This is a genomic window from Duganella caerulea, from assembly GCF_040362985.1.
GTDB lineage: Bacteria > Pseudomonadota > Gammaproteobacteria > Burkholderiales > Burkholderiaceae_D > Rugamonas > Rugamonas vulcania.
The window spans coordinates 59,492-84,231 of sequence record NZ_BPWJ01000012.1 but is presented as its reverse complement, the minus strand read 5'-3'; the positions used below and the strand labels follow the sequence as shown (position 1 = coordinate 84,231).

Sequence of the window (24,740 nt, the reverse complement as noted above, 5' to 3'; positions counted from 1 at the left end):
TTAAAGGAGATATCTTGAATTCAGAATTGAATCTGCGCCCGCTGGCCATCGCGCTGGCCGCGGCCCTGACGCTCGCCGCCGCCACGGTCATCGTTATCGCCGCAGGCTTGCCCGCATATGCCGCCGACGCCGCAACGCCCGCCGCCGTTCCTGTGGCCGAACGTACTTGGATGGACACCTCGCTGAGCGCCGACCGCCGCGCCGAACTCGCGTTGAAGGCGATGACGCAGAAGGAGAAGCTTAGCTGGGTAATGGGTTGGTTCGGCTCAGACTTCGGCGACAAAAAACGCAATCCCGCCGCGCTGCCTTTCTCGGCGGGTTATATCCCCGGCACGCCGCGTCTCGGCTTGCCGGCCTTGTTCGAGACCGACGCCGGCTTGGGCGTCGCCTCCCAGGCCACCAAGACGCCGCGCGAGCGCACCTCGCTGCCATCCGGCCTGGCCACCGCCGCGACGTGGGACCGCAAGCTGGCCTACAACGGCGGCGCGATGATCGGCGCCGAGGCGCGCGCCTCCGGCTTCAACGTGATGCTGGCCGGCGGCGTGAACCTGCTGCGCGAGCCGCGCAACGGCCGCAATTTCGAATACGCGGGTGAAGACCCGCTGCTGGCTGCCACCATGGTGGCGCAGCAGATCAAGGGCATCCAGTCGAATCACGTGATCGCGACGATGAAGCACTTCGCCGTCAACGACCAGGAGACCGGCCGCTTCATCCTCGACAGCCGCATCGGCGGCGCCGAGAACCGCATGTCCGACCTGCTGGCCTTCCAAATGGTGCTGGAGCAGTCCGACCCCGGCTCCGTCATGTGCGCCTACAACCGCCTGAACGGCGCCTACGCCTGCGAGAGCGACTACCTGCTCAACCAGGTGTTGAAGAAGGACTGGGGTTACAAGGGTTACGTCATGTCCGACTGGGGCGCGGTGCACAGCACCGTGGCCGCCGCCAACAACGGCCTCGATCAGGAATCGGCGTGGGAGTTCGACAAGACCACGTACTTCGGCGTCGCGCTGGAGGAGGCGGTCGCCAACGGCCATGTGCCGCAGGCGCGCCTGGACAACATGGTGTTCCGCATCCTGCGCGCCATGTTCGACAAGGGCGTGGTCGATCATCCGGTGGCGGAGGGCGGTGCGATCGACTTCGCCGCGCACGGAGTGGTCAGCCGCACCGATGCCGAGGATGGCATGGTCCTGCTGAAGAACGCCGGCGGCGTGCTGCCGTTGAAGGCCGGCGCGAAGAAGATCGTCGTCATCGGCGCGCATGCGGATGTGGGCGTGCTGGCCGGCGGCGGATCGTCGCTGGTGTATCCGGTGGGCGGCAGCGCCGTCACCGGCATCGGACCGGCCACCTGGCCAGGTCCGGTGGTCTACCATCCGTCGTCGCCATTGAAAGCGATCCAGGCGCGCGCGCCAGGCGCCAGCGTGGTCTATCACGATGGCGTGGACGCCGCCGCAGCAGCCCGCGCGGCGGCCGACGCCGATGTGGTGCTGGTGTTCGCGCAGCAGTGGACCGGCGAATCGTTCGATGCCGCCTCGCTGTCGCTGCCGGACAATCAGGATGCGCTGATCTCCGCCGTGGCCAAGGCCAATCCGAAGACGGTGGTGGTGCTGGAGACCGGAGGCCCTGTGCTGATGCCGTGGCTGGGCCAGAGCGCAGCCGTGCTGCAGGCGTGGTACGCCGGCACCAGCGGCGGCGAGGCCATCGCCCGCGTGTTGTTCGGCGAAGTGAATCCGTCGGGACGGCTGCCTGCCACCTTCCCGGTATCGGCAAGCCAGTTGCCACGGCCTGTGCTCGATGGCGATCCGAAGGACGAGAGCAAACGTTTCGACGTCAACTATCACGAAGGCGCGGCGGTCGGCTACAAGTGGTTCGACCTGAAAGGACTGAAGCCGCTGTTCCCGTTCGGTCACGGCCTGTCGTACACGCAGTTCGCCTACTCCGGCCTGGCCGCCAGCCAGAAGGACGGCAAGCTGCAGCTGCGCTTCAAGGTGACCAACACTGGCGCCGTGAAGGGCAAGGATGTGCCGCAGCTGTACGTGGCGCCGCAGGGTGCGAAGTGGGAAGCGCCCAAGCGCCTGGCCGGCTGGGACAAGGTCGAACTGGCGCCGGGCGAAAGCCGGGAAGTCAGCGTGAGCGTCGACCCGCGCCTGCTGGCGACGTACGACAGCGGCAGCAAAAGCTGGCGCATCGCCAAGGGCAGCTACAAGGTGCTGTTGGCGCACAGCGCGGCCGATGCGGATGCGGCCAGCATCAACATCGCACTGGAGGCGCGCACGCTGAAGCCTTAAGAGATCCCGCTTGCCGCCAAGGCGTCATTCCCGCCTGCGCGTGAATGATGGCTTGGGGCGCTAAGGGCCTGTAGATAGCAACCGGGCCAGCGTCTTATCGATATCGATCGCGTAGAACGCGGTATGGAATTGATACGGCGACTGGCAGGGGACTGTCAGCTTGCCGCCGTCCTTCAAGCCGAACGTCACTTCGTGGCGCGTCTGGCAGGCGCTGGTCATCGCCGGACCGGTGGCGGCGTCGCCGAACACCGGATGGCCCTCGATGCTGGTGGCGTAGCTGTCCTGATGGATGGACTTGCAGACCTTCATGCCGTCGAGGATGATGCCCTCCGGCGTTTCGGTGGTGCCGCTGCGGCCCGCGCAATCTTCGGTCATCAGTTTGACCACGGCGCGCAACACCATCCGGTCGCGCAGCGCCTGGCTCGGCGGGCGTTGCGTCGCCAGCCCGGTCTTGGACAGCACGTCGTTCCACTGCTGTTCCATGGTCGCGCCGGACGACAGCAACGCCGGCAGCACCTGCGCCTTGCAGTTCGCCGTGTCGCCGCACTCCAGCGCCTGCGGGAAGTCCGGCACCTGGCCTTGCCGCAGCTGGTGATACAAGCTGTCGAAGCGCGCCAGCGCGCTGCCGGAGCCCTGGCGCGCGGCCAGGCTGTAGACGTAGGCCGGCAAACCGCACAGGTATTCAAGCCGCTGGCTGCCGATCTGGCGCGGCGTCAGTGCGCGCCAGCTTTTGCCCTCGGTGTACAGCATGCATTCGGCCAGCGCCTTGTCCAGTTGCGCCGCCGCTTCCGGACGCGTGAGCCAACCCTGCTGCACCGATGTGAGCCAGCGCAGGAACTCGGCGCCGCCCTCGTTGACCAGGCGCGCGTCGGGATAGACATCGACCGCGTCGCGCAGCTGGAAGCGGTGGCTGAATTCGTGCGAGACCAACAGCGTCAACTTGGCGTTTTCCTCAGGCCCGGGCGCCTGCGGCCAATTGAACAACGCCAGCCGCAGGATGTTGCCGGCATCGCCGCCGACATTCGGGCCGCCTGGTTCGCTGGCTGCGATGGCCGCGATCACGGGACGGTTGACGACTGCCAGCGGCAGCTGCTTGCTCAGGTACGCGATCGTGCCGTCGGCCACTTCGCGGATCCGCGCGACCGTCGCCGCCGACAGGCGCGGATCGAAGTAATCCAGCGAGGCGTTGGCCTGCGGCGTGAGCATCAGCATGGCGGGCGTGTCGCCGCCGGTGGCTGCTGGCGCGATTGCGACGTCGCGGTAGCGGTGTCCGTCCATGACGATGTCCGCCGCGTGGTAGCGGTAGGCCACAGGCCCGCAGCTGTCCGCCAGCGCGTAGTTGGAGCTGTGGACGTACATGCCGCCGGGAGCGGGGAAGGAGCCGGGGTAGCCGGTGATCTTCTGCATCGTCGCCGGCACGCGGAAGCGCGCGGTGCAGGCGCCGGCGCTTTTCAGCTGATCGCCTTCGGGCACGGCGCAGTCGTTCTGCTTCTGCCATGCGGCGCGGATCTGCTGGGCGCCACGTTCATCCTTGAGGAAGGCGAGGGCGGTGCATTGTTCCGGCAGCGCGAAGCTCACTTCCAGCGCATCGGCGGAGACCAGTTTGATGTCGACATCCACCGATGCCGAGTGGGCGGTGAGCGGCAGCAGTGCTGCGCCCAGCAGGAAATGCCAGATACGCGGATTTTTCATGGACGTCCGAAGTCGTGAGAGGTTGCGAAAAATATCACAACCTCCGGTACGACACAAGCCGTCCGCAGCCTGCTAGTCCAGCGAAGGCTGCACCGACTCCACGCTCACTTGCGCGCTGCCCTCGGCCAGGCGCAAGTTCAGCGTGCTGCGCGGCTTCAGTTGCGCCGGCGCGCGGACGATGGCGCCTTGTTCGTCGGTGACGATGGCATAGCCGCGTTCAAGCGTGCGCTGTGGATTCAGCAGCTCCAGCTGCGACGACAGCGCGGCCAGCGCATCGCGCCGCTGCGCGAGCTGAGTGGTGACGCTCATCGTCATCCGGTGCTGGAAGTCCGACGCCCGCGAGCGCGCCGCCGTCACATCCGGCTTGCGCGCGCCGAGACGGCCGCTCAAGCGGTCCAGTTGAAAGCGCGCCTGCGACAACGGGGCACGGTTCGCGTGCGTCATCGCGGTGGACAGCGCCAGCAGTTTCAGTCGCTGCTGGCGGATCTGCGCGCCGGGGCTGAGCAGGCGGCGCGTGTAGTTATCCAGGTTTTGCGACGCGTCGCCGACGCTGCGCCGCATCGCGCGCCGCAGGTCGATCACGTCGGCGCGCAGGGACGCCATCCAGTCCGCGCGGGGCGTCACCGCCAGTTCGGCGGCGGCGGTCGGCGTGGCGGCGCGCAGGTCGGCGGCGAAGTCGCAGATCGTGAAGTCGGTCTCGTGGCCGACGCCGGAGATCACCGGCATGCGGCAGTTGGCCACGGCGTAGGCCACATCCTCGTCGTTGAACGACCACAGGTCCTCGATGCTGCCGCCGCCACGGCAGACGATCAGCACATCGCAATCGTTGCGCAGCGAGGCGGTGTCGATGGCGGCGGCGATCTTCTCGCCCGCGCCCTGGCCCTGCACCGGCGTCGGGTACAGCACGACATGCACATGCGGCGCTCGCCGCTTCAGCGCGGTCAGCACGTCGCGCAGCGCCGCCGCCTGCGGGCTGGTGACGATGCCCACGGTGCGCGGGAACAGCGGCAAGGCGCGCTTGCGCTCCGGGTGGAACAGGCCGGCCGCGTCCAGTTTTTCCTTGAGCCGCTGGAAGGCCTCGAACAGCGAGCCGACGCCGGCGCGGCGTATCGCCTCCACATTGATCTGGTAGTCGCCGCGCGCGCCGTACAGCGTGACCAGCGCCCGCACCTCGACCTTGTCGCCCTCGCGCGGAATGAAGCCGGCATATTGGGCGCGGCCGCGGAACATCACGGCGCGCACCTGGGCCGCGTCGTCCTTGAGCGTGAAGTACCAGTGGCCGGAACTGGCCTTGGTGAAGTTGGACACCTCGCCGGAAATCCACGTGAGCGGGAAGGTGCGCTCGAGCAAACGCGCAACAGCCTGGTTGAGCGCGGTCACGGTCATTACGGGGGCGGCGGCAGGGGCGGGGGCGTTGTGGTCGTCGAAGTTCATAGGTTTCAATAAAGGAAACTATCCACACTTTGCGATTTAGGTCACACAGCGGTCATAGAGCATCTAAAGCGGTAGGTATTATAGGTAGGTATATGATTTTAAAGGGTAAACATTTCTGCCGTATTTGCGTGCAACGAGGAAAAACCCTTATGGATCAAGCACTTTGGCCTGGCCACCGGCAGTTACGCACAAAGTTATCCACAAAAGATGTGTGGAACTTTTGTGAGCGATAGCTATTTTCTTCTTGTTTATTTTGCCATGCCTAAAATTTACGCAAAGCAAGTATATTGAGATAAATCAAGGGGTTAGATAGTGATGCATGGTATTACGCACACTTTTATCCACAGAAGGTGTGCAAAACTCTCGACTTGCCCCCAGGCTCCGTATGACGGTGAATGGGGGCGGCGGAGTCGTCCGCATGGTCGAGCCGCCGGGCTGGGGATAAAAAATCGCCTGCTTCCTTTTTGTGCAGGATAATAAAAACGATATAAATCAATGGCTTTGATCATGCTGTACTGCCTTGCTCACAATCTTATCCACATAAAATGTGCAGAAGTGACAGCTTTGCTGCGATAGCCGGGCATTATCGATAGTCGACTTGCACAGGCCGGTGGAAGACCCGGTTTCCGCTATGAAAAGTGGTTAAAACAGGTACCTTGCACGATTTTTACTCACGGCAAAAATTCCCTTATAAATCAACGATCTTTCACTATGTGGGAGGCGTTGCTCACAATCTTATCCACATTAAGTGTGCAGAAGTCCACAACCATACCAGCCCGTTTTTGGCCCGTTTTGCCTGCGTTATTTTTACGCATGGAAAAAATGTCCTTATAAATCAATGGGTTTACCGGAAGTGGGTGGCCTTGCTAACAATCTTATCCACATTTTTTGTGCAGAACTCCACAGGCCGCGTCGAATGGCCACTTTTGGTGGCTGACTAAGTCATAAACCGGCCATATGCGGCCATATGCCAGATTTTTGCGCACGGAAATAAAATTGATTGAAATCAACCACTTGAGGTAGGGTTGAGTGCCTTGCTCACAATCTTATCAACAGAATATGGGCATAACTGGGCACAACTTTTGCAGAGCAAAAAGCGGGCCCGAACGCTTCAGCTGCGCTATTTTTGAGCTTTGAAATTTTGTCATTTAAAATCAATGGCTTGGGTTGCCATGCCGGGCATTGCACACACAATTGTCCACAGAAAATGTGCAGAACTCCGGCGGCGCCTGGGTGCGGGCGTTCCGCCTGTCATCCGCCACTTGCCGTGGACGGCCCAACAAGATACATTGCGCCTTCGGGTGTTTATCTAGACAGGAGTCCCTTTTGCTCGCCATATTACAAGCCGCCGGTTGGCCTATCTGGTTGTTGTTGGTCGCATCGATCGTCGCGACCGCGCTGATCATCGAACGCTTGCTCTATCTGCGCCGCAGCAAGATCCTGCCGAAAAAGCTGCTCGATGAAGTGGTGCAGGTCTACCGCGGCGGCAATATCACGCCGGACGTCATCGACAAGCTGGAGAAGAGTTCGCCGCTGGGCGTGGTGCTGTCGGCCGCGCTGCGCAACATCGATTCGCCGCGCGAGGTGATGAAGGAATCCATCGAGGAGGCCGGCAGCGGCGTGGCGCATACGCTGGAACGCTTCCTGACCACGCTGGGCACCATCGCGACGCTGGCGCCGCTGATGGGCTTGTTCGGCACGGTGGTCGGCATGATCGAGATTTTCGGCGCGCAGAACGCGACCGGTTCCAATCCCGCGCAGCTGGCGCACGGTATCTCGGTGGCCTTGTACAACACCGGCTTCGGCCTGGCGATCGCGATGCCGACGCTGGTTTTCTATCGCCACTTCCGCGCGCTGGTGGACAGCTTCATCATCGAGATGGAGCAGCAGGCGGTGAAGTTTGTCGATGTTGTGCACAGCAAGCGCAAGTAAGGACGCCGCATGAACTTCCGCAAAGGCCGGCATCGCGAAGACCCCGAGATCAACCTGATCCCGTTCATCGACGTGCTGCTGGTGATCCTGATCTTCCTGATGGTGACCACCACCTACAGCAAGTTCACCGAACTGCAGATCACGCTGCCGACCGCCGACGCGCAGAAGGCGACCGACAAGCCGTTCGAGCTGGACGTGACAGTGGACGCTAAGGGCAACTACACGATCAACGGCGAGCCGGTGTCGTTCCATGACGTGGCCGGCTTCGCGCAGGCCATGAAGAACGCCGCCGACAAGGGCGGCGCGGCCGGCAAGTCGCCGGTGGTGATCGTCAACGCCGACCAGTTCGCGATGCACCAGATGGTCATCAACGTGATGGAAGCGGCGCGCATCGCGGGCTACGAAAAGCTGACCTTCGCCGCGCAGACCAGCGCCGCGAAATAAGTGTCGACCTCTCCCACCAAATCGTCAGCGCTGGAAACGACGCTGACGCGCAACTGGCTGCGGCGCGGCCCGCTCGCTTGCGCCTTGTGGCCGGTGTCGCTGCTGTTCCGCGCGCTCAGCGGCCTGCGCGCGGCCCTGTTCCGTGCCGGCGTGCTGAAGTCCTCGCGGCTGCCCGTGCCGGTGGTGGTGGTGGGGAATATCTACATCGGCGGCACCGGCAAGACGCCGCTGACCATCTGGCTGGTGCGAGCCCTGCAGGCGGCCGGCATGAAGCCCGGCGTGATCTCGCGCGGCCATGGCAGCGATGGCGGCAGCACGCGCGAGGTGGGCGCCGCGTCCACGCCGGCGCAGGTCGGCGACGAACCGCTGCTGATCAAGCAGCGCACCGGCTGCCCGGTGATGGTGGGCCGCGACCGCGCCGCCACCGGCCGCGCGCTGCTGGCCGCCCATCCCGAAGTGAACATCCTGCTGACCGACGACGGCCTGCAACACTACGCCCTGCAGCGCGATGTGGAGATCATCCTGTTCGACGGCCGCGGCGCCGGAAATGGCTGGCTGCTGCCGGCCGGCCCGCTGCGCGAGCCGGTATCGCGCCGGCGCGACTTCACCGTCATCAACACGCCGGTGCTGTCGGCCGAGCTGGCGCGCTCCGTCGGCGCGGCCGGCGCGGCGCCGATCCAGATGACGCTGGCCGGCGCGCACGCCGAGCAACTGCGTGACCGCAGCCAGCGCCGCACGTTCGCCGAACTGTCCGAAGCCAGCAACGCCAGCCACGGCGCGGCCCTGCGCGTGGCCGCCGCCGCCGGCATCGGCAATCCGGCGCGCTTCTTCGGCATGCTGAAGGCCGCCGGCCTGCACATCACGGAGCTGCCTTTGCCCGACCATCACGACTTCCAGGACCGCCCGTTTGACGCGCTCGACGCCGACCTGATCTTGATGACCGAGAAGGATGCAGTAAAATGTGCGCAAATTGAAGAACTCAGAGACGACCCGCGACTATGGGTCGTCCCGGTGACGGCGCACCTCGACGGCGCGCTGGCCGACCAAATTGTGGAGAAATGTCGTGGACGCTCGATTGCTTGATATCCTGGTATGCCCGGTCTGCAAAGGCCCCCTGGAGTACGATAAAAAAGCCCAGGAAATGATTTGCAAGGGCGACCGCCTGGCCTTCCCGATCCGCGACGGCATCCCCATCATGTGGGCCGACGAGGCGCGCACGCTGCAGGACAAGGCGGACTAACGGTGTCCTTCATCGTCATCATCCCGGCCCGCCTGGCCTCGACCCGCCTGCCGAACAAGCCGCTGGCCGACCTGGGCGGCAAGCCCATGGTGGTGCGCGTGGCCGAGCGCGCGCAGCAGTCGGGCGCCGCCCGCATCATCGTCGCCACCGACCACGAAGATATCCGCGCCGCCTGCGAACAGCACGGCGTGGAAGTATGCATGACCCGCGCCGACCATCCGTCCGGCACCGACCGCATCGCCGAAGTGGCGCGCGCGTTGAACCTGCCGGCCGACGCCGTGGTGGTCAACCTGCAGGGCGACGAGCCGCTGATCGACCCGGCGCTGCTGCAAGCGGCCGCCGCGCGCATCGGCGCCGACGTGCCCATGTCCACCTGCGCCCATCCGCTGCACGACGCCGCCGACGCCTTCAACCCGAACGTGGTCAAGGTGGTGCTGGACAAGGCCGGCAGGGCACTTTATTTTTCGCGCGCGACCATACCCTGGAACCGCGACGCATTTGCGCAGTCCAAATCCACACTGCCGGACGGTTACGTACCGCTTCGCCATATCGGACTGTACGCCTACCGCAACGACTTCCTGCAAGCCTACCCGGCGCTGGCAGTGTCGCCGCTGGAATCGATCGAAGCACTGGAACAGTTGCGCGTGCTGTGGCATGGCTATCCCATCGCGGTCCACGTGACCGACTCGGCCCCGGCGGCCGGGGTGGATACGCCGGAAGACCTGGCCCGCGTCCGACAGTTCTATTGATTTGCATCAAACAACCGTCAGGCAGTAGTCAGTAATAACTGATATAACGAAGACAATGGTGCGATATTCATACGGAATATCTCTCCATACCCCGGTTTCGCCAGCTAAGAACGGTACAAACCGTCACAAATTGGCGTTGAGACGAAGTTTTGTGGTAAGTTTCGTACGATCCAATACCAACTAACCCACATTCTGTTTTAGGAATTTTTCATGCGTCTTATTCTTTTAGGAGCACCAGGTGCCGGCAAGGGCACCCAGGCTAATTTCATCAAGGAAAAATACAACATTCCGCAAATCTCGACCGGCGACATGCTGCGCGCCGCGATCAAGGCGGGCACGGAGATGGGCTTGGCCGCCAAGAAGGTGATGGACGCGGGTGGTCTGGTATCGGATGACATCATCATCGGCCTGGTCAAGGACCGTCTGGCCGAGCCGGACTGCGCCAACGGCTACCTGTTCGACGGCTTCCCGCGCACCATCGCGCAAGCGGATGCGATGAAGGACAGCGGCGTCGTGGTCGACTACGTGCTGGAAATCGACGTGCCGGACGAGTCGATCATCGAGCGCATGGACGGCCGTCGCAGCCATCCGGCCTCGGGCCGCGTGTACCACGTCAAGTTCAACCCGCCCAAGGTCGAAGGCAAGGACGACGTCACCGGCGAGCCGCTGGTGCAGCGCGACGACGACAAGGCCGAAACCGTCAAGAAGCGCCTGGACGTCTACCATAACCAGACCGAAGTGCTGCTCAGCTACTACAACAACTGGGCGCAATCGGGCCAGCCAGGCGCGCCGAAATACCGCCGCATCGCCGGCGTCGGTCCGGTAGAGCAAATTCGTGACAGCGCGTTTGCCGCGCTGGCGGAATAAGCGTTAAAGTAGAGCGGACCGAGTGTCCGCTTTTTTTGCGCTTGCAAATCGGCTGGATGCCATCCCGTTTTATGAAGTGATGCAGTTCGCAGGTTTAGTTGGCTGCGCTTGCCTACCCGGCGGGCGTTGGTTTTCTGAAGTGTGGGTTTGTAGGCTCGATCAATAAAAATAAGGGGACACTATGGCAGCTAGTCTTTGGCTTGCAGTTGCGTGCGGCGTGATCGCCGTGGTTTATGGTTTATGGTCTCGAAGCTGGATTTTGCGCCAGGACGCGGGCAACCCGCGCATGCAGGAAATCGCGCTGGCCATCCAGCAGGGCGCCGCCGCCTACCTGGCGCGCCAGTACCGCACCATCGGCATCGTCGGCGTGGTGCTGCTCATCCTCATTGCCGCCTTGCTCGACATGAAGACCGCGATCGGCTTCCTGATCGGCGCGGTGCTGTCCGGCGCCTGCGGTTTCATCGGCATGAACGTCTCGGTGCGCGCCAACGTGCGCACGGCGCAGGCTGCCACCAAGGGCATGAACGAGGCGCTCGACGTCGCCTTCAAGGGCGGCGCCATCACCGGCATGCTGGTGGTCGGCCTGGGCCTGCTGGGCGTGGTGCTGTTCTATATGTTCCTGACGTGGACGTCGCCGGGCGCGCCGAATCCACCGCTCAACCCGCACGATGTGATCAAGCCCTTGATCGGCCTGGCCTTCGGTGCGTCGCTCATTTCGATCTTCGCCCGGTTGGGCGGCGGTATCTTCACCAAGGGCGCGGACGTCGGCGCCGACCTGGTGGGCAAGGTGGAGGCCGGCATCCCCGAGGACGATCCGCGCAACCCGGCGGTGATCGCCGATAACGTCGGCGACAATGTCGGCGATTGCGCCGGCATGGCGGCCGACCTGTTCGAAACCTATGTGGTGACGCTGATCGCCACCATGCTGCTGGGCGCGTTGCTGATCACCTCGGCGCCGACCTCGGCCATCGTTTATCCGCTGCTGCTGGGCGCGGTGTCCATCATCGCCTCCATCATCGGCTGCTCGATGGTTAAGGCCAAGCCGGGCAAGAAGATCATGTCGGCGCTGTACACCGGGCTGTGGTGGGCGGCCGGCCTGTCGCTGATCGGCTTCGCGGTCGTCACCTGGCAGATCTGGCCGGACGAGGCCATGCGCATGAAGATGATGGGCTGCACCGTGGTCGGCATCGTGCTGACCGGGCTGATGGTCTACATCACCGAGTACTACACCGGCACCGATTTCCATCCGGTCAAGCATATTGCCGAAGCCTCGACCACCGGCCACGGCACCAACATCATCGCCGGCCTGGGCGTGTCGATGAAGTCCACCGCCTATCCGGTGCTGGCGGTGTGCGCGGCGATCCTGGTGTCGTACCAGCTGGGCCAGCTGTACGGCGTGGCTATCGCTGCCACGTCGATGCTGTCGATGGCCGGCATCGTCGTGGCGCTGGACGCCTATGGCCCGATCACCGACAACGCCGGCGGCATCGCCGAAATGTCGGGCATGCCGGAATCGGTGCGCGCCATCACCGATCCGCTGGACGCGGTGGGCAACACCACCAAGGCCGTCACCAAGGGCTACGCGATCGGCTCGGCCGGCCTGGCCGCGCTGGTGCTGTTCGCCGATTACACGCATGCGCTGGAATCGAGCGGCAAGAGCGTCACCTTCGACCTGTCGAACCCGATGGTGATCGTCGGCCTGATCATCGGCGGCCTGATCCCCTACCTGTTCGGCGCGATGGCGATGGAGGCCGTGGGCCGCGCGGCGGGCGCCGTGGTGGTGGAGGTGCGCCGCCAGTTCCGCGACATCAAGGGCATCATGGACGGCAGCGGCAAGCCGGAGTACGACAAGGCGGTCGACATGCTGACCGCGTCGGCGATCAAGGAAATGATCATCCCGTCGCTGCTGCCGGTGGTGGTGCCGATCATCGTCGGCATGTTGCTGGGAGCGGCCGCGCTGGGCGGCATGCTGATGGGGACCATCGTCACCGGCCTGTTCGTGGCGATCTCGATGACCACCGGTGGCGGCGCCTGGGACAACGCCAAGAAATACATCGAGGACGGCCACTTCGGCGGCAAGGGTTCGGACGCGCACAAGGCGGCCGTGACCGGCGACACCGTGGGCGATCCGTACAAGGACACGGCGGGTCCGGCAGTCAACCCGCTGATCAAGATCATCAACATCGTGGCGCTGCTGCTGGTGCCGCTGCTGCCGGCCTCGGGCTGGCTGGCGGTGTCGGCCCCTGCGCCAGTCACGGCGATTACCGCGCCGGCGCCGACAATGATCACGTCGCCAGCTGACGGCATGATGAAGCCGGCCGAAGTGCCGCCTCCACCACAGCCCTCGGCGTCGGTGCCGATGACGGAAGGCGCGCAACCGGCGCCGGGCGCACCGGCAGTGGAGCCTGCCGCGGCAACCCCCGCCGCGTCGGTGGAGGCGCCACCGCCAGGCAAGTAAGCGTTACCAATTGTTTCAAACGCTTCCCTCTGGTGCTACACCTGCTAATAATGAAAGGTGTAGCACTACGCGAGGTGAGACCATGAACTTGTTGAAACCGGCATTGCTGTTGGCCTTCCTGCTGGGAGCGCTGACCTGCCCATATGCCTGGGCACAGGGCCATGGCCACGGAGGAGGGGGCCACGGCCATTTCCATGGCGGCTGGGGAGGCGGCCATGGCTATCACCACGGCCACGGCTATGTGCGCGGCGGCGTCTTCATCGGCGCCCCGGTCTACTGGCCGCGTTACCGCTACTACGGTCCCTACTACGACGGGTATTACTATCCGCCCGGCTACTACGCCGACGCGCCGCTGTACCTGCCGCCAGCCGACGCCGGCGTATCGTCGAGAAGGCTGTACTACTGCGACAATCCGCGTGGTTACTATCCCAACATCACAAGCTGCCTGCTGCCGTGGCGCATGCTGGTCGCCACCGTGGTGCCGCCGCCATGAAGCCGCGCGCCGCGCTCTGCATGATGCTGGCGCTGCCCGGCGCGCTGGTTATCGCCCAGACGCCGGCGCCGGTCCCCGCCAAGATCGCAGCTCCGGCCAGTCCCGAGCTGCGCGAATACGCCAAGCTGCCGGTCTGCACGCTGAGCGCGGACGGCCAGCGATTGGCTGTCGAACCCTGCCGCACAGCGCCCGCGCGCAAGCCGATGCCGCGCCGTCCGGTTCCGCAGATCATCCAGCGCATGCCGGTCGTCAAGCAGGCGCCGCAGGTTGCGATGCCCGCCGCGCCGCCATCGCAGTCGCTGCAAACGCTGCTGAATCCTCCCAACGCACCGAAGGCCCTGAACAACTGTGGCCCCACCGGCTGCAACGACGCCAACGGCACCCACATCAACAATGCCGGTCCCGGCACCGTCATCTCTCCTTCCGGCAAGGTCTGCAACCGGAACGGCGTCTGGGTGCAGTGCTAGTAGCCCAGGCCTAACCGCGAAGCCAGTGGTGGTATTTTCATAGAGATTTAGTATTTATTCTATTTTGTAATAAAGGTATTATGTCGGCGACATTCATCTCTTTTCATTTATGAGGACTCATGCGAAATATCCTAATCGTCTCGTCGCTGGCATTGACACTTATTAGCTGCGGCGGCGGTGGCGATTCCTCTTCACCGACGCCAACCCCAACACCAACGCCAACGCCAACGCCGACACCAACCCCGACACCAACCCCGACACCAACCCCGACACCAACCCCGGTAGGCACGATATCGATCACCTCTGGTGGCAAGGACGCGAGGGTGGGCGGCTCTTCGATTCCTTTGCGCGTAGAACTCGGCCAGCTTACCGGACCGGTCACCTGGTCTCTCGATAGCGGCAGTCCCGGAACATTGATCGGAACCACCGGGAACTTGAGCAACTATGCGCCACCGGATGACGGTAGTATTCTGGTTGACACTCTTGTTAGGGTGATAGCGACCGCAGGCGGCCAGACGGCGACTACCGAGATCCTGCTGCACCCGGTACAACCCCTGACGCAATTGCTGGGACCAACTGACGATCCGCAAGCGCCAGGCAATCCGTTGGAAAGCCCAGGAGGCATTGCACGTGACAGTAAGGGCAATATTTATGTGTCCGATCAAGTCCGCGGCACGATCACCAAATTGACCCCCAGCGGTGTGCCTAGCCAGTTTGCCAAGCTCTCCGGTGGAATAGGAGCTCTCGCTTTCGATGGTGCAGGCAATCTTTACGCTGCCTATGGCTCGTCGAGTATTCTTAAGTTCACACCCGACGGCAACAGCACGGTGCTGGTGGGGCGTGCTGGATTCGGTAGTGTCGATGGGCCGGCCGATGTGGCCACGTTGCGGGCGATTCGTGGCCTTGTCGCCACCAGCAACGGCACACTGTACGTCACCGACAACCGGACTGTTCGCAAGATCGACCCGACCGGCTACGTGACCACCATCGCCGGCCATTGCGATCCGATTGGCTCCCATGATGGGGACATCATTTGCGCGGGCGGTCCGTCGGTCGATGGCGATTCGGCCACTGCACGCTTTACCGCGCCGGACGGGATCACGGTGGATAACCAGGGCATACTGTATGTTCACGACAGCACAATACGTACTGTCGGGCTGGACGGTTCTGTCCGCACCTTGGTGTCAGGCGACGTGGTGTCGTATGGGGGGGGCGGCGGTATCGCACGCGACCCGGCTGGTAATCTCTACATCGCCGCCAGTGCCGCCAATGCGGTGCTGAAGGTCGCCCCCGACGGCAGCGTCACCACCGTGGCCTATGCTGTTGGTCAAGACATCTATCACTCTGTCGTTGACGTGAAGTATGTCGATGCGCACACCTTGCTGGTGCTAACGAGACTGAGCGTGCAGCTGCTCACGCTCCCCTGAAGTCAGGCCACGCCGGCGCGGCAGACTTTGCTGTCTGCCCGCTTGCCCTTGTGCTACAGCTCGGTGCATATGATTTTTTTTTGTGATCTATCGCTTCAGGGAGCCGATCGTACACCTGTTGATCGCTCTGGCCGCCATGACCATTGAGCACTTTTCCTCAACCCCGATGAAAAATTCGCTACAATTGCGATGTGACGTTAACGTAAACGTCAAATAAAAACAGATAGGGACACACATGCAAATTCAGAACAATGTATTCATCGTCACCGGCGGCGCGTCGGGCCTGGGCGCTGCCACCGCGCGCATGATCGTGGAGCAGGGCGGCAAGGTCGTGTTGGCCGACGTGCAGGTCGAGCCGGGCGAGGCGCTGGCCGCCGAACTGAAGGCCGTCTTCGTCAAGTGCGACGTCACCTCGGAAGCCGACGGCAAGGCCGTGGTCGACGCCGCCCTCGCGCTGGGCACGCTGCGCGGTCTTATCAACTGCGCCGGCGTGGCGCCGGCCGTCAAGACCGTCGGCAAGGACGGCCCGCACCCGCTGGACGTCTTCCAGCGCACCGTCAACATCAACCTGGTCGGCACCTTCAACATGGCCCGTCTGGCCGCCGACGCCATGGGCAAGACCGCCGCCACCGACAGCGGCGAACGCGGCGTGATCATCAACACCGCCTCGGTCGCGGCCTTCGACGGCCAGATCGGCCAGGCCGCCTACGCCGCCTCCAAGGCCGCCGTCGCCGGCCTGACCCTGCCGATGGCGCGCGACCTGTCGCGCAGCGCCATCCGCGTGATGACCATCGCCCCCGGCATCTTCGAAACCCCGATGTTGATGGGCATGCCGGAGGAAGTGCGCACCGCGCTTGGCAATATGGTGCCGTTCCCGCCGCGCCTCGGCCGTCCGGACGAATACGCCCACCTGGCCAAGACCATCATCGAGAACACCATGCTGAACGGTGAAACCATCCGCCTGGACGGCGCCATCCGCATGCAGCCGAAGTAAACGGTTTACACGATTTCGTGTAGGATGCCAGAGTGATCGGGCGCGCGGCCCTGGCCGCGCGCCTCTTATTTTGGAGAGTCCATGTTCCGTCTGAAGCCTTTGGCGCTGAGCCTCGCGCTGTCCCTTCCGCTGCTGGCCGCGTTGAACGCGCCGGTCTACGCACAACGCACCGGCGCCGACGTGGCGCCCGAAATCGCCACCGGCTACGCCGAAAAAGCCGGCAAGCCCGCGCAAAAATTCATGATGGCGGCGGCCAATCCGCTGGCCACCCAGGCCGGCTACCAGATGCTCAAGCAGGGCGGCGCCGCGATCGACGCGGCCATCGCCACCCAGCTGGTGCTCACGCTGGTCGAGCCGCAATCGTCCGGCATCGGCGGCGGCTCCTTCCTGCTGTACTCCGACGGCAAGCGCGTGCAATCCTACGACGGCCGCGAAACCGCGCCCGCCACGGCGGACGAACATCTGTTCCAGGACAAGGACGGCAAACCGGTCTCGCGCGAGATCGGCGTGATCGGCGGCCGCTCGGTCGGCGCGCCCGGCGTCCTGCGGATGCTGGAGCTGGCGCACAAGGAGCATGGCAAGCTGCCGTGGAAGGCGCTGTTCGCGCCGGCCATCAAGCTGGCCGAAGACGGCTTCAATGTCAGCCCGCGCCTGAACGCGCTGCTCAGCTGGGACCGTTATCTGGCGCGCGACCCGGTCGCCAAGGCCTACTTCTTCGGCGAGGACGGCAAACCGCGCCCGGTCGGCTACCTGCTGAAGAACCCCGAACTGGCGCGCACGCTGCGCGAGATCGCCGACGGCGGCGCCGACGCCTTCTACAAAGGCCGCATCGCGCGCGACATCGCCGCCAAGGTGGCCAGCCATCCGACCAACCCCGGCAAGCTGACCGCCGCCGACATCGCCGGCTACCAGGCCAAGGAGCGCACGCCGGTCTGCAGCGACTACAAGGCATGGACCGTGTGCGGCGCGCCGCCGCCATCGTCGGGAGGCATCGCCATCGCGCAGATGCTGGGCATCCTGGAAGTGAAGGACATCAGCCCGTACAAGCCGGTCAACGGCATGCTGACGGCCGAGGGCATCCACCTGTTCAGCGAGGCCGGACGCCTGGCCTACGCGGACCGCAACCGCTACGTCGCCGACACCGACTTCGTGCCGCTGCCCGGCAAAGGCGTGGCCGCGCTGCTGGACAAGGGCTACCTGAAACAGCGCGCGTCGCTGATCGGCGAGAAGTCCATGGTCCACGCCAACTACGGCACGCCGGCCACGATGCAGGTCGCGTGGGGCGCCGACACCGCCATCGACAAGCCATCCACCTCGCACTTGGTGGCGGTGGACGCCTACGGCGGCGGCCTGTCGATGACCACCTCGGTGGAAGACGCCTTCGGCGCGCGCCAGATGGTCGACGGCTTCATGCTGAACAACCAGCTGACCGACTTCTCCTTCGATTCGCAGGACGAAAACGGCCCGATCGCCAACCGCGTGCAGGCCGGCAAACGGCCGCGCAGCGCCATGTCGCCGACGCTGGTGTTCGACAAGGGCACGCACAAGCTGGTGCTGGCCACCGGTTCGCCGGGCGGCTCGGCCATCATCAACTACGTGGCCAAGGTGTTGGTCGGCACGCTGGACTGGCAGCTCGATGTGCAGCAGGCCATCAGCCTGCCCAATATCGGCAGCCGCAACGGCCCGACCGAACTGGAAGCGGGCCGCGTGGCGCCGGCGGTGGTGGAGCAGCTCAAGGCGCGCGGCCACCAGGTGCGCGAGTTCGAGCTCAACTCCGGCCTGCAGGGCATCCAGCGCCGCACGGTCGGCGGCAAGGAGCAGTGGTTCGGCGGCGCCGATCCCCGTCGCGAAGGTGTCGTATTAGGCGACTAAAGCCGTCAAACGCTCCCCAAATCCGGCATACCCTGCTAACCTTGTCGTATGGGAATTCAAAAGAAAACAGGATTGATCCTGACGGGCGGCGGCGCCCGCGCCGCCTACCAGGTCGGCGTGCTGCAGGCGATCTCGGAGATACTGTGGGAAGCGGGCTGGCCGCCGGCGCGCAATCCGTTCGACATCATCTGCGGCACCTCGGCCGGCGCCATCAACGCCACCGCGCTGGCCTGCCGCGCCGATAACTTCGGCGAGGGCGTGCAAAAGCTGCTCGACGTCTGGCAGAACATCGAAGTGGGGCAGGTCTACCGCGCCGATTCGCTGGGCGTGATCCGCTCCGGCGCGCGCTGGTTGTCGCTGCTGTCGTTCGGCTGGCTGCTGCGCAAATGGCGCGCCGCGCCGCCCGCGTCGCTGCTGGACAATACCCCGCTGGTCGGCCTGCTGCACCGCATGCTCGATCTGCCGCGCCTGGACACGGTGCTGTCCGAGGGCCTGCTGCACGCGCTGGCCGTCACCGCCTCGTCCTACACCGCCGGCAACCACATGACGTTCTACCAGACCGCCGCCGACATCGCGCCGTGGATACGCATGCAGCGCGTGGCGCTGCAGGACCAGATCGGCGTCGAGCACCTGCTGGCGTCGTCGGCGATACCGTTCATCTTCCCGGCCACGCCGCTGTACATGGGCGGCCACCGCGAATACTGCGGCGACGGTTCGATGCGGCAGCTGGCGCCGATCTCGCCGGCCATCCACCTCGGCGCCAGCAAGGTGCTGGTGGTCGGAGCGGGGCGCCTGACCGAGCCGGCCCGCAGCGCCGCCGAGAAAAGCGCGGCGCGCTATCCCAGCCTGGCGCAGATCGCCGGCCACGCGATGTCGTCGATCTTCCTCGACAGCCTGGCGGTGGACATCGAACGGCTGGAGCGCATCAACAAGACGCTGTCCATGCTGCCGCCGGAGCTGTTGTCGCAGACGCCGCTCAAGCCGGTGCAGCTGCTGGTGATCGCACCGTCGGAACGGCTCGACGACATCGCCAGCCGCCACATCGCCAGCCTGCCGGCGCCGATACGCACCATGCTGTCCGGGATAGGCGCCACCGAAACGCGCGGCGCAGCACTCGCGTCGTACCTGTTGTTCGAATCGACATATACTTGCGAGTTGATCCGGCTCGGACAGCGCGACACGCACGCGCGCAAGGACGATGTGCTGGCGTTTTTTGAATCCTGAATTTTGCGCACGGATACCTGACCGACGGGAGTTTTTTGCAGTTTTTAATACGCCTCTGTAGCCGCTTGCTGCTGCCCGTCCTGCTGTTGTGGGGCCTGGGCGGGGCCGCCGCATGGGCCGGGGCGCCACCGCGCACGCTGCGCTTCGAGCAGCTCAGCGTCGAACACGGGCTGGCGCAGGAATCGGTGCTGGCCATCGCCCAGGACAAGCAGGGCTTCATCTGGCTGGGCACCCAGGCCGGCCTGACCCGCTTCGACGGCTACCGCACCGTCACCTACAAGAGCGCCGTCTCCGACCCGCGCAGCCTGGCCGACAACTGGGTGCGCGTGCTGCACCTGGACCGCGCCGGCCAGCTGTGGGTGGGCACCGACGGCGGCCTGGATCGCTACGATCCCACCACCAAGACCTTCGCCCACTTCCTGCCGCACGAATCGGCGCAGCGCGGCAATGGCAACCGCCATGTGCGCGCCATCGCCGACGACGGCGAGGGTGGTTTGTGGCTGGCCAGCGCCGACGGCCTGCATCGCTTCAACCCGGCCACCCAGCGCTTCACCAGCTGGCACCACGATCCGGCCGATGCAGGCAGCCTGGCCAACGACCAGGTCAACGCGCTGGCGCTGGACGCCGCCGGTCGCCTGTGGGTGGCCACCGCCACCGGCCTCGATATGCTGGCGCCGGGCGAATCGCGCTTCCAGCACTTCACCATCGACGCCCACGGCGACAGCAAATTCAACGCCGTGCTGGCGCTGCAGGTCGACAGCGCGCAGACGCTGTGGGTCGGTACGCTGGGCGGCCTGGAACAATGGCGTTTGCTGGGCAAGGAGCCGCAGCGCCGCCGCCTCGGCACGCGCGAGGGCATGAAGCCGGGCATGAGCGTCACCACGCTGTACGTCGACGCCGAGACCAACGTCTGGGTCGGCACGCAGGCCGACGGCCTGCTGCGCTGGCTGCCGGCGGAGAACCGGCTGGTACAGTATCTACATCAATTCAGCGATAGCCACAGCGTGGCGGACAACCAGATTTCGGCGCTGTTCCGCGACCGTGTCGGCACCTTCTGGGTCGGCACCTGGAACGATGGCGCCAGCCGCGTGGACCTGGGCAGCGGCGGCTTCGCCCGCATCGTGCGCCAGGCCGACATTCCCAACACCCTGTCGGACAACAAGGTGCGGGCCATTGTCGCCGAGGCGCGCGGCCAGCTGTGGCTGGGCAGCAGCGGCGGATTGAATCTGTACGATCCGGTCAGCGGCGAGGGCAAGGTGTGGCGCCACGATCCGCAACGCGCCAACAGCTTGAGCGACGACCAGGTCACCGCGCTGTGGCGCGAGAAGAACGGCAATATGTGGATCGGCGGGCGGGCCGGCGTCAATCATCTGGACGTGGCGAGCGGCGCGATCAAGGCGCTGTCCTTCGTGCGCGGCGACCCGGCCAGCGACACCATCCGCAACATCGTCGGGGACCGCAGCGGCATCTTGTGGATCGCCTCGCGCGGCGGCTTGCACCGCCTGGACCCGCAGACCATGGACGTGCGCACCTTCCGCCACGATCCCTCCGACATGAGCAGCCTGGCCGACAACGTGGTGCGGCCTATCCTGGAGGACCGCAAGGGCCAGCTGTGGGTGGGCACCTTCAACGGCCTCGATCTGCTGGACCGCAAGACCGGCAAGTTCCGCCACTTCCGGCGCGACCCGACCGACCCGTTCAGCCTCAGTCACGACGAGGTCCACTACCTGTACGAGGACGGGCGCGGCACCATCTGGGTCGGCACGGCGGCGGGCCTGAACAAGATGGAAGTGGCGGCCGACGGCGCCATCCGCTTCCGCCGCTACCTGCGCAAGGACGGCATCGCCGACGACGCCATCGCCTCCATCCTGCCGGACGACGCGGGCAATCTCTGGTTGAGCACCAACAGCGGCCTGTCGCGCCTCAACACCGAGACGGGCCTGGTGCGCAACTACGGCGGCGCCGACGGCACCATCGAAGGCGCCTACTTCGACGGCTCCGCGCTGCGCACGCCGGACGGCACGCTGTACTTCGGCGGCTTCAATGGCATCACCGCGTTCGCGCCGCCGGAGGTGCGCGAGAACAGCGTGGCGCCGACCGTCGCCATCACCGATTTCCAGATCTTTAACAAGTCGCTCAAGCCGGGGCAGGGCGACCATCCCGATGTGCTAAAGGTGGCGATCGAACACACCAACGCGCTGACACTGCTCGAAGGCGATTCCGTGTTCTCGCTGGAGTTCGCGGCGCTGCACTACGCCGCGCCGCAGCGCAACCGCTTCGCCTACCAGCTGCAGGGCTTCGACGAGGACTGGGTGGTCACCGATTCCACCAAGCGCTTCGCCACCTACACCAACCTCGATCCCGGCCAGTACACCTTCCGCGTCAAGGCCGCCAACAAGGACGGCATCTGGAACGACAACGCGGCCACGCTGGAGATCACCATCCTGCCGCCGTTCTGGAAGACCTGGTGGTTCCGCGGCGTGTTAAGCATGGTGCTGGCCGGCGCCGCCTGGGCCGCCTATCACGCGCGCGTGCGCAGCCTGCACCACCAGCAGCAGCGGCTGGAGGAACTGGTCGGCTCGCGCACGGCGGAAGTCGAGCAAAAGAACCTGCTGCTGCAACAGCAGAAGCGCGAACTGGAACAGCGCCGCCTGGAAGCCGAGGCCCAGCGCGCCGAGGCCGAGCAGCGCCGCGTCGACACCGAGCGGCAAAAGGTGGAAGTCGAACGGCAGAAGGAGAACGTCGAACAGGCGCACCGCAACATCTCGGTGCTGAGCGAACTGGGTCGCGAGATGAGCGCCACGCTGGACATGGAAACCTCCATGCGCACGCTGTACCGCCACGTGCACCACCTGATGGACGCGCAGATCTTCGGCATCGGCTTCGTGCGCGAGGACGAGGGCGTGATCGACTTCCCCTTCGCCATCGACGCCGGCGTGCGCACCTTGCCCTACCAGCGCCCGCTGGACCAGCCCAACCAGCTGGCGGTGTGGTGCCTGACGCAGCGCAAGCCGGTGTTTATCAACGACTTCCAGGCCGAATACCGCAACTACATGGATGAATCGGGCCTGGACATGCTGGTGACCTGCGTGCGCGAGGACGGCGCGCCGGCCGCCGTGGCGCAGTCGATGATGTACGCGCCGCTGGTGGCCAACGACAAGGTGGTCGGCCTGCTGTGCGTGCAGAGCGTCGAGAAGAACTGCTACCAGCAGGTGCACATGGACATGCTGCAAACGCTGGCCTCGCACGCCGCCGCCGGCCTGGAAAACGCGCGCGCTTACCAGCAGCTGGAGGAAACGCTGCAGGAGCTGCGCCAGACCCAGGCCCAGTTGCTGCAGCAGGAGCGCCAGGTGCGCCTGCACACCGAGGAGCTGGCGCTGGCCAACCGCGCCTTGCAGGAGAACGACGAGCGCCTGCGCCTGGCCAAGCAGAAGGCGGAAGACGCCACGCGCCAGAAGTCCGAATTCCTGGCCAATATGAGCCACGAGATGCGCACCCCGCTGGCTGGCGTGATCGGCATGCTGAACTTCGCGCTGCGCGACAGCCGGCTGGCGGTCGGCACGCGCGAGCAGATCCTGCGCGGCCAGGCCAGCGCGCAGTCGCTGCTGTCGATCATCAACGACCTGCTGGACTTCTCGAAAATCGAGGCGGGCAAGCTGACCATCGAGAACATCGACTTCTCGCTGTCGGCGGCGGTGGAGAACGTGGTCAGCCTGTTCGAGGAGCAGGCCGCCGCGCACAGCGTGGAATTCAGCCTGGAGTTCGGCGAGGGCCTGCCGCAGTTCGTCGTCGGCGATCCGACGCGCCTGCGCCAGGTGCTGGTCAACCTGGTCGGCAACGCCTTCAAGTTCACCGAGCACGGGTCGGTACGGATGCGCGTGGAGCGCGTGCCGCAGGAGGACGACGCGCGCGCCCGCGCCGGCTACAAGGGAGCGCTCAACCGCATCCGCTTCAGCGTCGCCGACACCGGCATCGGCATCGAGGCCGCAGCGATCCCGCGCCTGTTCCAGCAGTTCGAGCAGGCCGACGCCTCCACCACGCGCCGCTACGGCGGCACCGGCCTGGGACTGGCGATCTGCCGCCAGCTGGTCGAGCTGATGGGCGGCGGCATCAACGCCGTCAGCGCGCCGGGCGAGGGCAGCGTGTTCTCGTTCGAACTGCCGCTGGCGAACGGCGTGCCGCCGCCGCTGGTGCCGCACGTGCCGCGCGAGCCGCACAGCCACCAGCTCAAGGTGCTGTGCGCGGAGGACTTCCCGACCAACCAGATCATCATCCGCATGATGCTGGAAGACCTGGGCCACAAGGTCGATATCGCCGCCAACGGCGCGCTGGCCGTCAAGGCCTGCTCGCTGACGCGCTACGACTTGATCCTGATGGACGGCCGCATGCCGGAGATGGACGGCGCCAGCGCCACCCGCATGATCCGCTCCGGCGGCACCGAGGCGATGCCGGTGCGCGACCAGGAGCTGATGATCATCGCGCTGACCGCCAACGCCAGCGAGGAAGACCGCAGCCGCTACCTGGCCTCGGGCATGGACGACTTCCTCACCAAGCCGATCGACGAGGACAAGCTGCACTTCCAGTTGAGCCGCGCGATCGAACGCCAGCTGCAGCGGGGCTTCCAGCTGCCGCGCATGGAGCCGCGCCACGATCCCGCGCACGGCACGGCGGAACTCGATGCGCTGTTCGGCGTGGCGCCGGCCTCGGAGGAACCTGCGCGGCTGGCGCAACACAGCGGCGGCAGCGACCTGAAACTGCGCCTGCGCAGCGCCTTCCTGCAGGACGCGCCACTGCGGCTGGCGGACCTGGAGCGCGCTGTCGAACAGGCCGACGCCGATACCGCAAGCCGTCTGCTGCACGGTATGAAGGGCAGCGCCGGCTATCTGGAGGAGCAGGAACTGCAGGCGCTGTGCGGCGAGCTGGAACTCGACGCCGACCATGGCAACTGGGCGCGCATCGCCGAAGCCATGCCCGAGCTGCGCGCGTTGCTGGCGCGCGCCGGCGCGGTTAGTGAACTGTAACGCATAAATCGGGAGCGCCTGCCGCGCAGGCAACGCACATGGCGGCAGGAGTTCGCCCTTGCAAGGGCGAACCGTTGCGCGGGCGCGGGGCTCTGCCCCACGAAGTCCCCGCTGCACCGTTGCAAATGCTCGCGATAGCTC

General features: G+C 65.1%; 17 protein-coding genes. 15 read left to right on the top strand and 2 right to left on the bottom strand.

All coding sequences use genetic code 11. The annotated features are described in order from the left end of the window. The first annotated feature begins 170 nt into the window (after nucleotides 1-170). On the top strand, nucleotides 171-2,285 hold the full coding sequence (locus ACUJB0_RS27915; RefSeq protein ID WP_444848131.1) for a beta-glucosidase family protein: 2,115 nt from the start codon (nucleotides 171-173) through the stop codon (nucleotides 2,283-2,285). A gap of 60 nt (nucleotides 2,286-2,345) precedes the next feature. Here ACUJB0_RS27915 and ACUJB0_RS27910 read toward each other — a convergent pair whose 3' ends face one another. Further along, entirely contained in the window at nucleotides 2,346-3,977 is a 1,632-nt protein-coding gene (locus tag ACUJB0_RS27910; RefSeq protein WP_444848098.1) for a hypothetical protein, read from the bottom strand. Nucleotides 3,978-4,049: 72 nt separating this feature from the next. Next, nucleotides 4,050-5,411, bottom strand: a complete 1,362-nt coding sequence (gene xseA / locus ACUJB0_RS27905; RefSeq protein WP_444848097.1) for an exodeoxyribonuclease VII large subunit — start codon at nucleotides 5,409-5,411, stop codon at nucleotides 4,050-4,052. Nucleotides 5,412-6,737: 1,326 nt separating this feature from the next. On the opposite strand from xseA, the gene ACUJB0_RS27900 reads away from it, so the two are divergent. From ACUJB0_RS27900 to ACUJB0_RS27835, 14 genes are all read left to right on the top strand, one after another. Next, nucleotides 6,738-7,343, top strand: coding sequence for a MotA/TolQ/ExbB proton channel family protein (locus ACUJB0_RS27900; RefSeq protein ID WP_161084956.1), 606 nt, complete (start codon nucleotides 6,738-6,740; stop codon nucleotides 7,341-7,343). 9 nt (nucleotides 7,344-7,352) lie between these two features. After that, a complete protein-coding gene (locus ACUJB0_RS27895; protein WP_444848096.1) occupies nucleotides 7,353-7,787 on the top strand; it encodes an ExbD/TolR family protein in 435 nt (144 codons plus the stop codon). Then, entirely contained in the window at nucleotides 7,788-8,870 is a 1,083-nt protein-coding gene (gene lpxK, locus ACUJB0_RS27890; RefSeq protein ID WP_444848095.1) for a tetraacyldisaccharide 4'-kinase, read from the top strand. Beyond that, nucleotides 8,851-9,027 (top strand): Trm112 family protein, encoded by a 177-nt coding sequence (locus tag ACUJB0_RS27885; protein WP_117014700.1) that lies wholly within the window; start codon nucleotides 8,851-8,853, stop codon nucleotides 9,025-9,027. The genes lpxK and ACUJB0_RS27885 overlap by 20 nt, the downstream gene beginning before the upstream one ends. Before the next feature lie 2 nt (nucleotides 9,028-9,029). Then, nucleotides 9,030-9,776, top strand: coding sequence for a 3-deoxy-manno-octulosonate cytidylyltransferase (gene kdsB / locus ACUJB0_RS27880; RefSeq protein ID WP_444848094.1), 747 nt, complete (start codon nucleotides 9,030-9,032; stop codon nucleotides 9,774-9,776). Between the two features lie 210 nt (nucleotides 9,777-9,986). After that, nucleotides 9,987-10,643, top strand: a complete 657-nt coding sequence (gene adk / locus ACUJB0_RS27875) for an adenylate kinase (protein ID WP_161084961.1) — start codon at nucleotides 9,987-9,989, stop codon at nucleotides 10,641-10,643. Nucleotides 10,644-10,824: 181 nt separating this feature from the next. Beyond that, nucleotides 10,825-13,101: a sodium-translocating pyrophosphatase gene (locus tag ACUJB0_RS27870; RefSeq protein ID WP_444848093.1), complete on the top strand. Its 2,277-nt coding sequence runs from the start codon at nucleotides 10,825-10,827 to the stop codon at nucleotides 13,099-13,101. An 82-nt stretch (nucleotides 13,102-13,183) separates the two neighbouring features. Further along, the gene (locus ACUJB0_RS27865) at nucleotides 13,184-13,594 is read left to right on the top strand and encodes a hypothetical protein (protein ID WP_444848092.1); all 411 of its coding nucleotides are present in this window, start codon (nucleotides 13,184-13,186) and stop codon (nucleotides 13,592-13,594) included. Further along, nucleotides 13,591-14,061 carry a hypothetical protein gene (locus tag ACUJB0_RS27860; RefSeq protein ID WP_444848091.1) on the top strand — a complete coding sequence of 157 codons (471 nt, stop codon included), beginning with the start codon at nucleotides 13,591-13,593 and terminating at the stop codon, nucleotides 14,059-14,061. The genes ACUJB0_RS27865 and ACUJB0_RS27860 overlap by 4 nt, the downstream gene beginning before the upstream one ends. A 119-nt stretch (nucleotides 14,062-14,180) precedes the next feature. Then, nucleotides 14,181-15,488 carry an NHL repeat-containing protein gene (locus ACUJB0_RS27855; RefSeq protein WP_444848090.1) on the top strand — a complete coding sequence of 436 codons (1,308 nt, stop codon included), beginning with the start codon at nucleotides 14,181-14,183 and terminating at the stop codon, nucleotides 15,486-15,488. A 235-nt stretch (nucleotides 15,489-15,723) separates the two neighbouring features. After that, nucleotides 15,724-16,482 (top strand): 3-hydroxyacyl-CoA dehydrogenase, encoded by a 759-nt coding sequence (locus tag ACUJB0_RS27850; RefSeq protein WP_161090309.1) that lies wholly within the window; start codon nucleotides 15,724-15,726, stop codon nucleotides 16,480-16,482. Nucleotides 16,483-16,563: 81 nt separating this feature from the next. Next, nucleotides 16,564-18,354, top strand: a complete 1,791-nt coding sequence (ggt, locus tag ACUJB0_RS27845) for a gamma-glutamyltransferase (RefSeq protein WP_444848089.1) — start codon at nucleotides 16,564-16,566, stop codon at nucleotides 18,352-18,354. Nucleotides 18,355-18,402: 48 nt separating this feature from the next. Then, a complete protein-coding gene (locus ACUJB0_RS27840; RefSeq protein ID WP_444848088.1) occupies nucleotides 18,403-19,578 on the top strand; it encodes a patatin-like phospholipase family protein in 1,176 nt (391 codons plus the stop codon). A gap of 68 nt (nucleotides 19,579-19,646) precedes the next feature. Beyond that, entirely contained in the window at nucleotides 19,647-24,599 is a 4,953-nt protein-coding gene (locus tag ACUJB0_RS27835; protein WP_444848130.1) for a two-component regulator propeller domain-containing protein, read from the top strand. The last annotated feature ends 141 nt before the right edge of the window (nucleotides 24,600-24,740 follow it).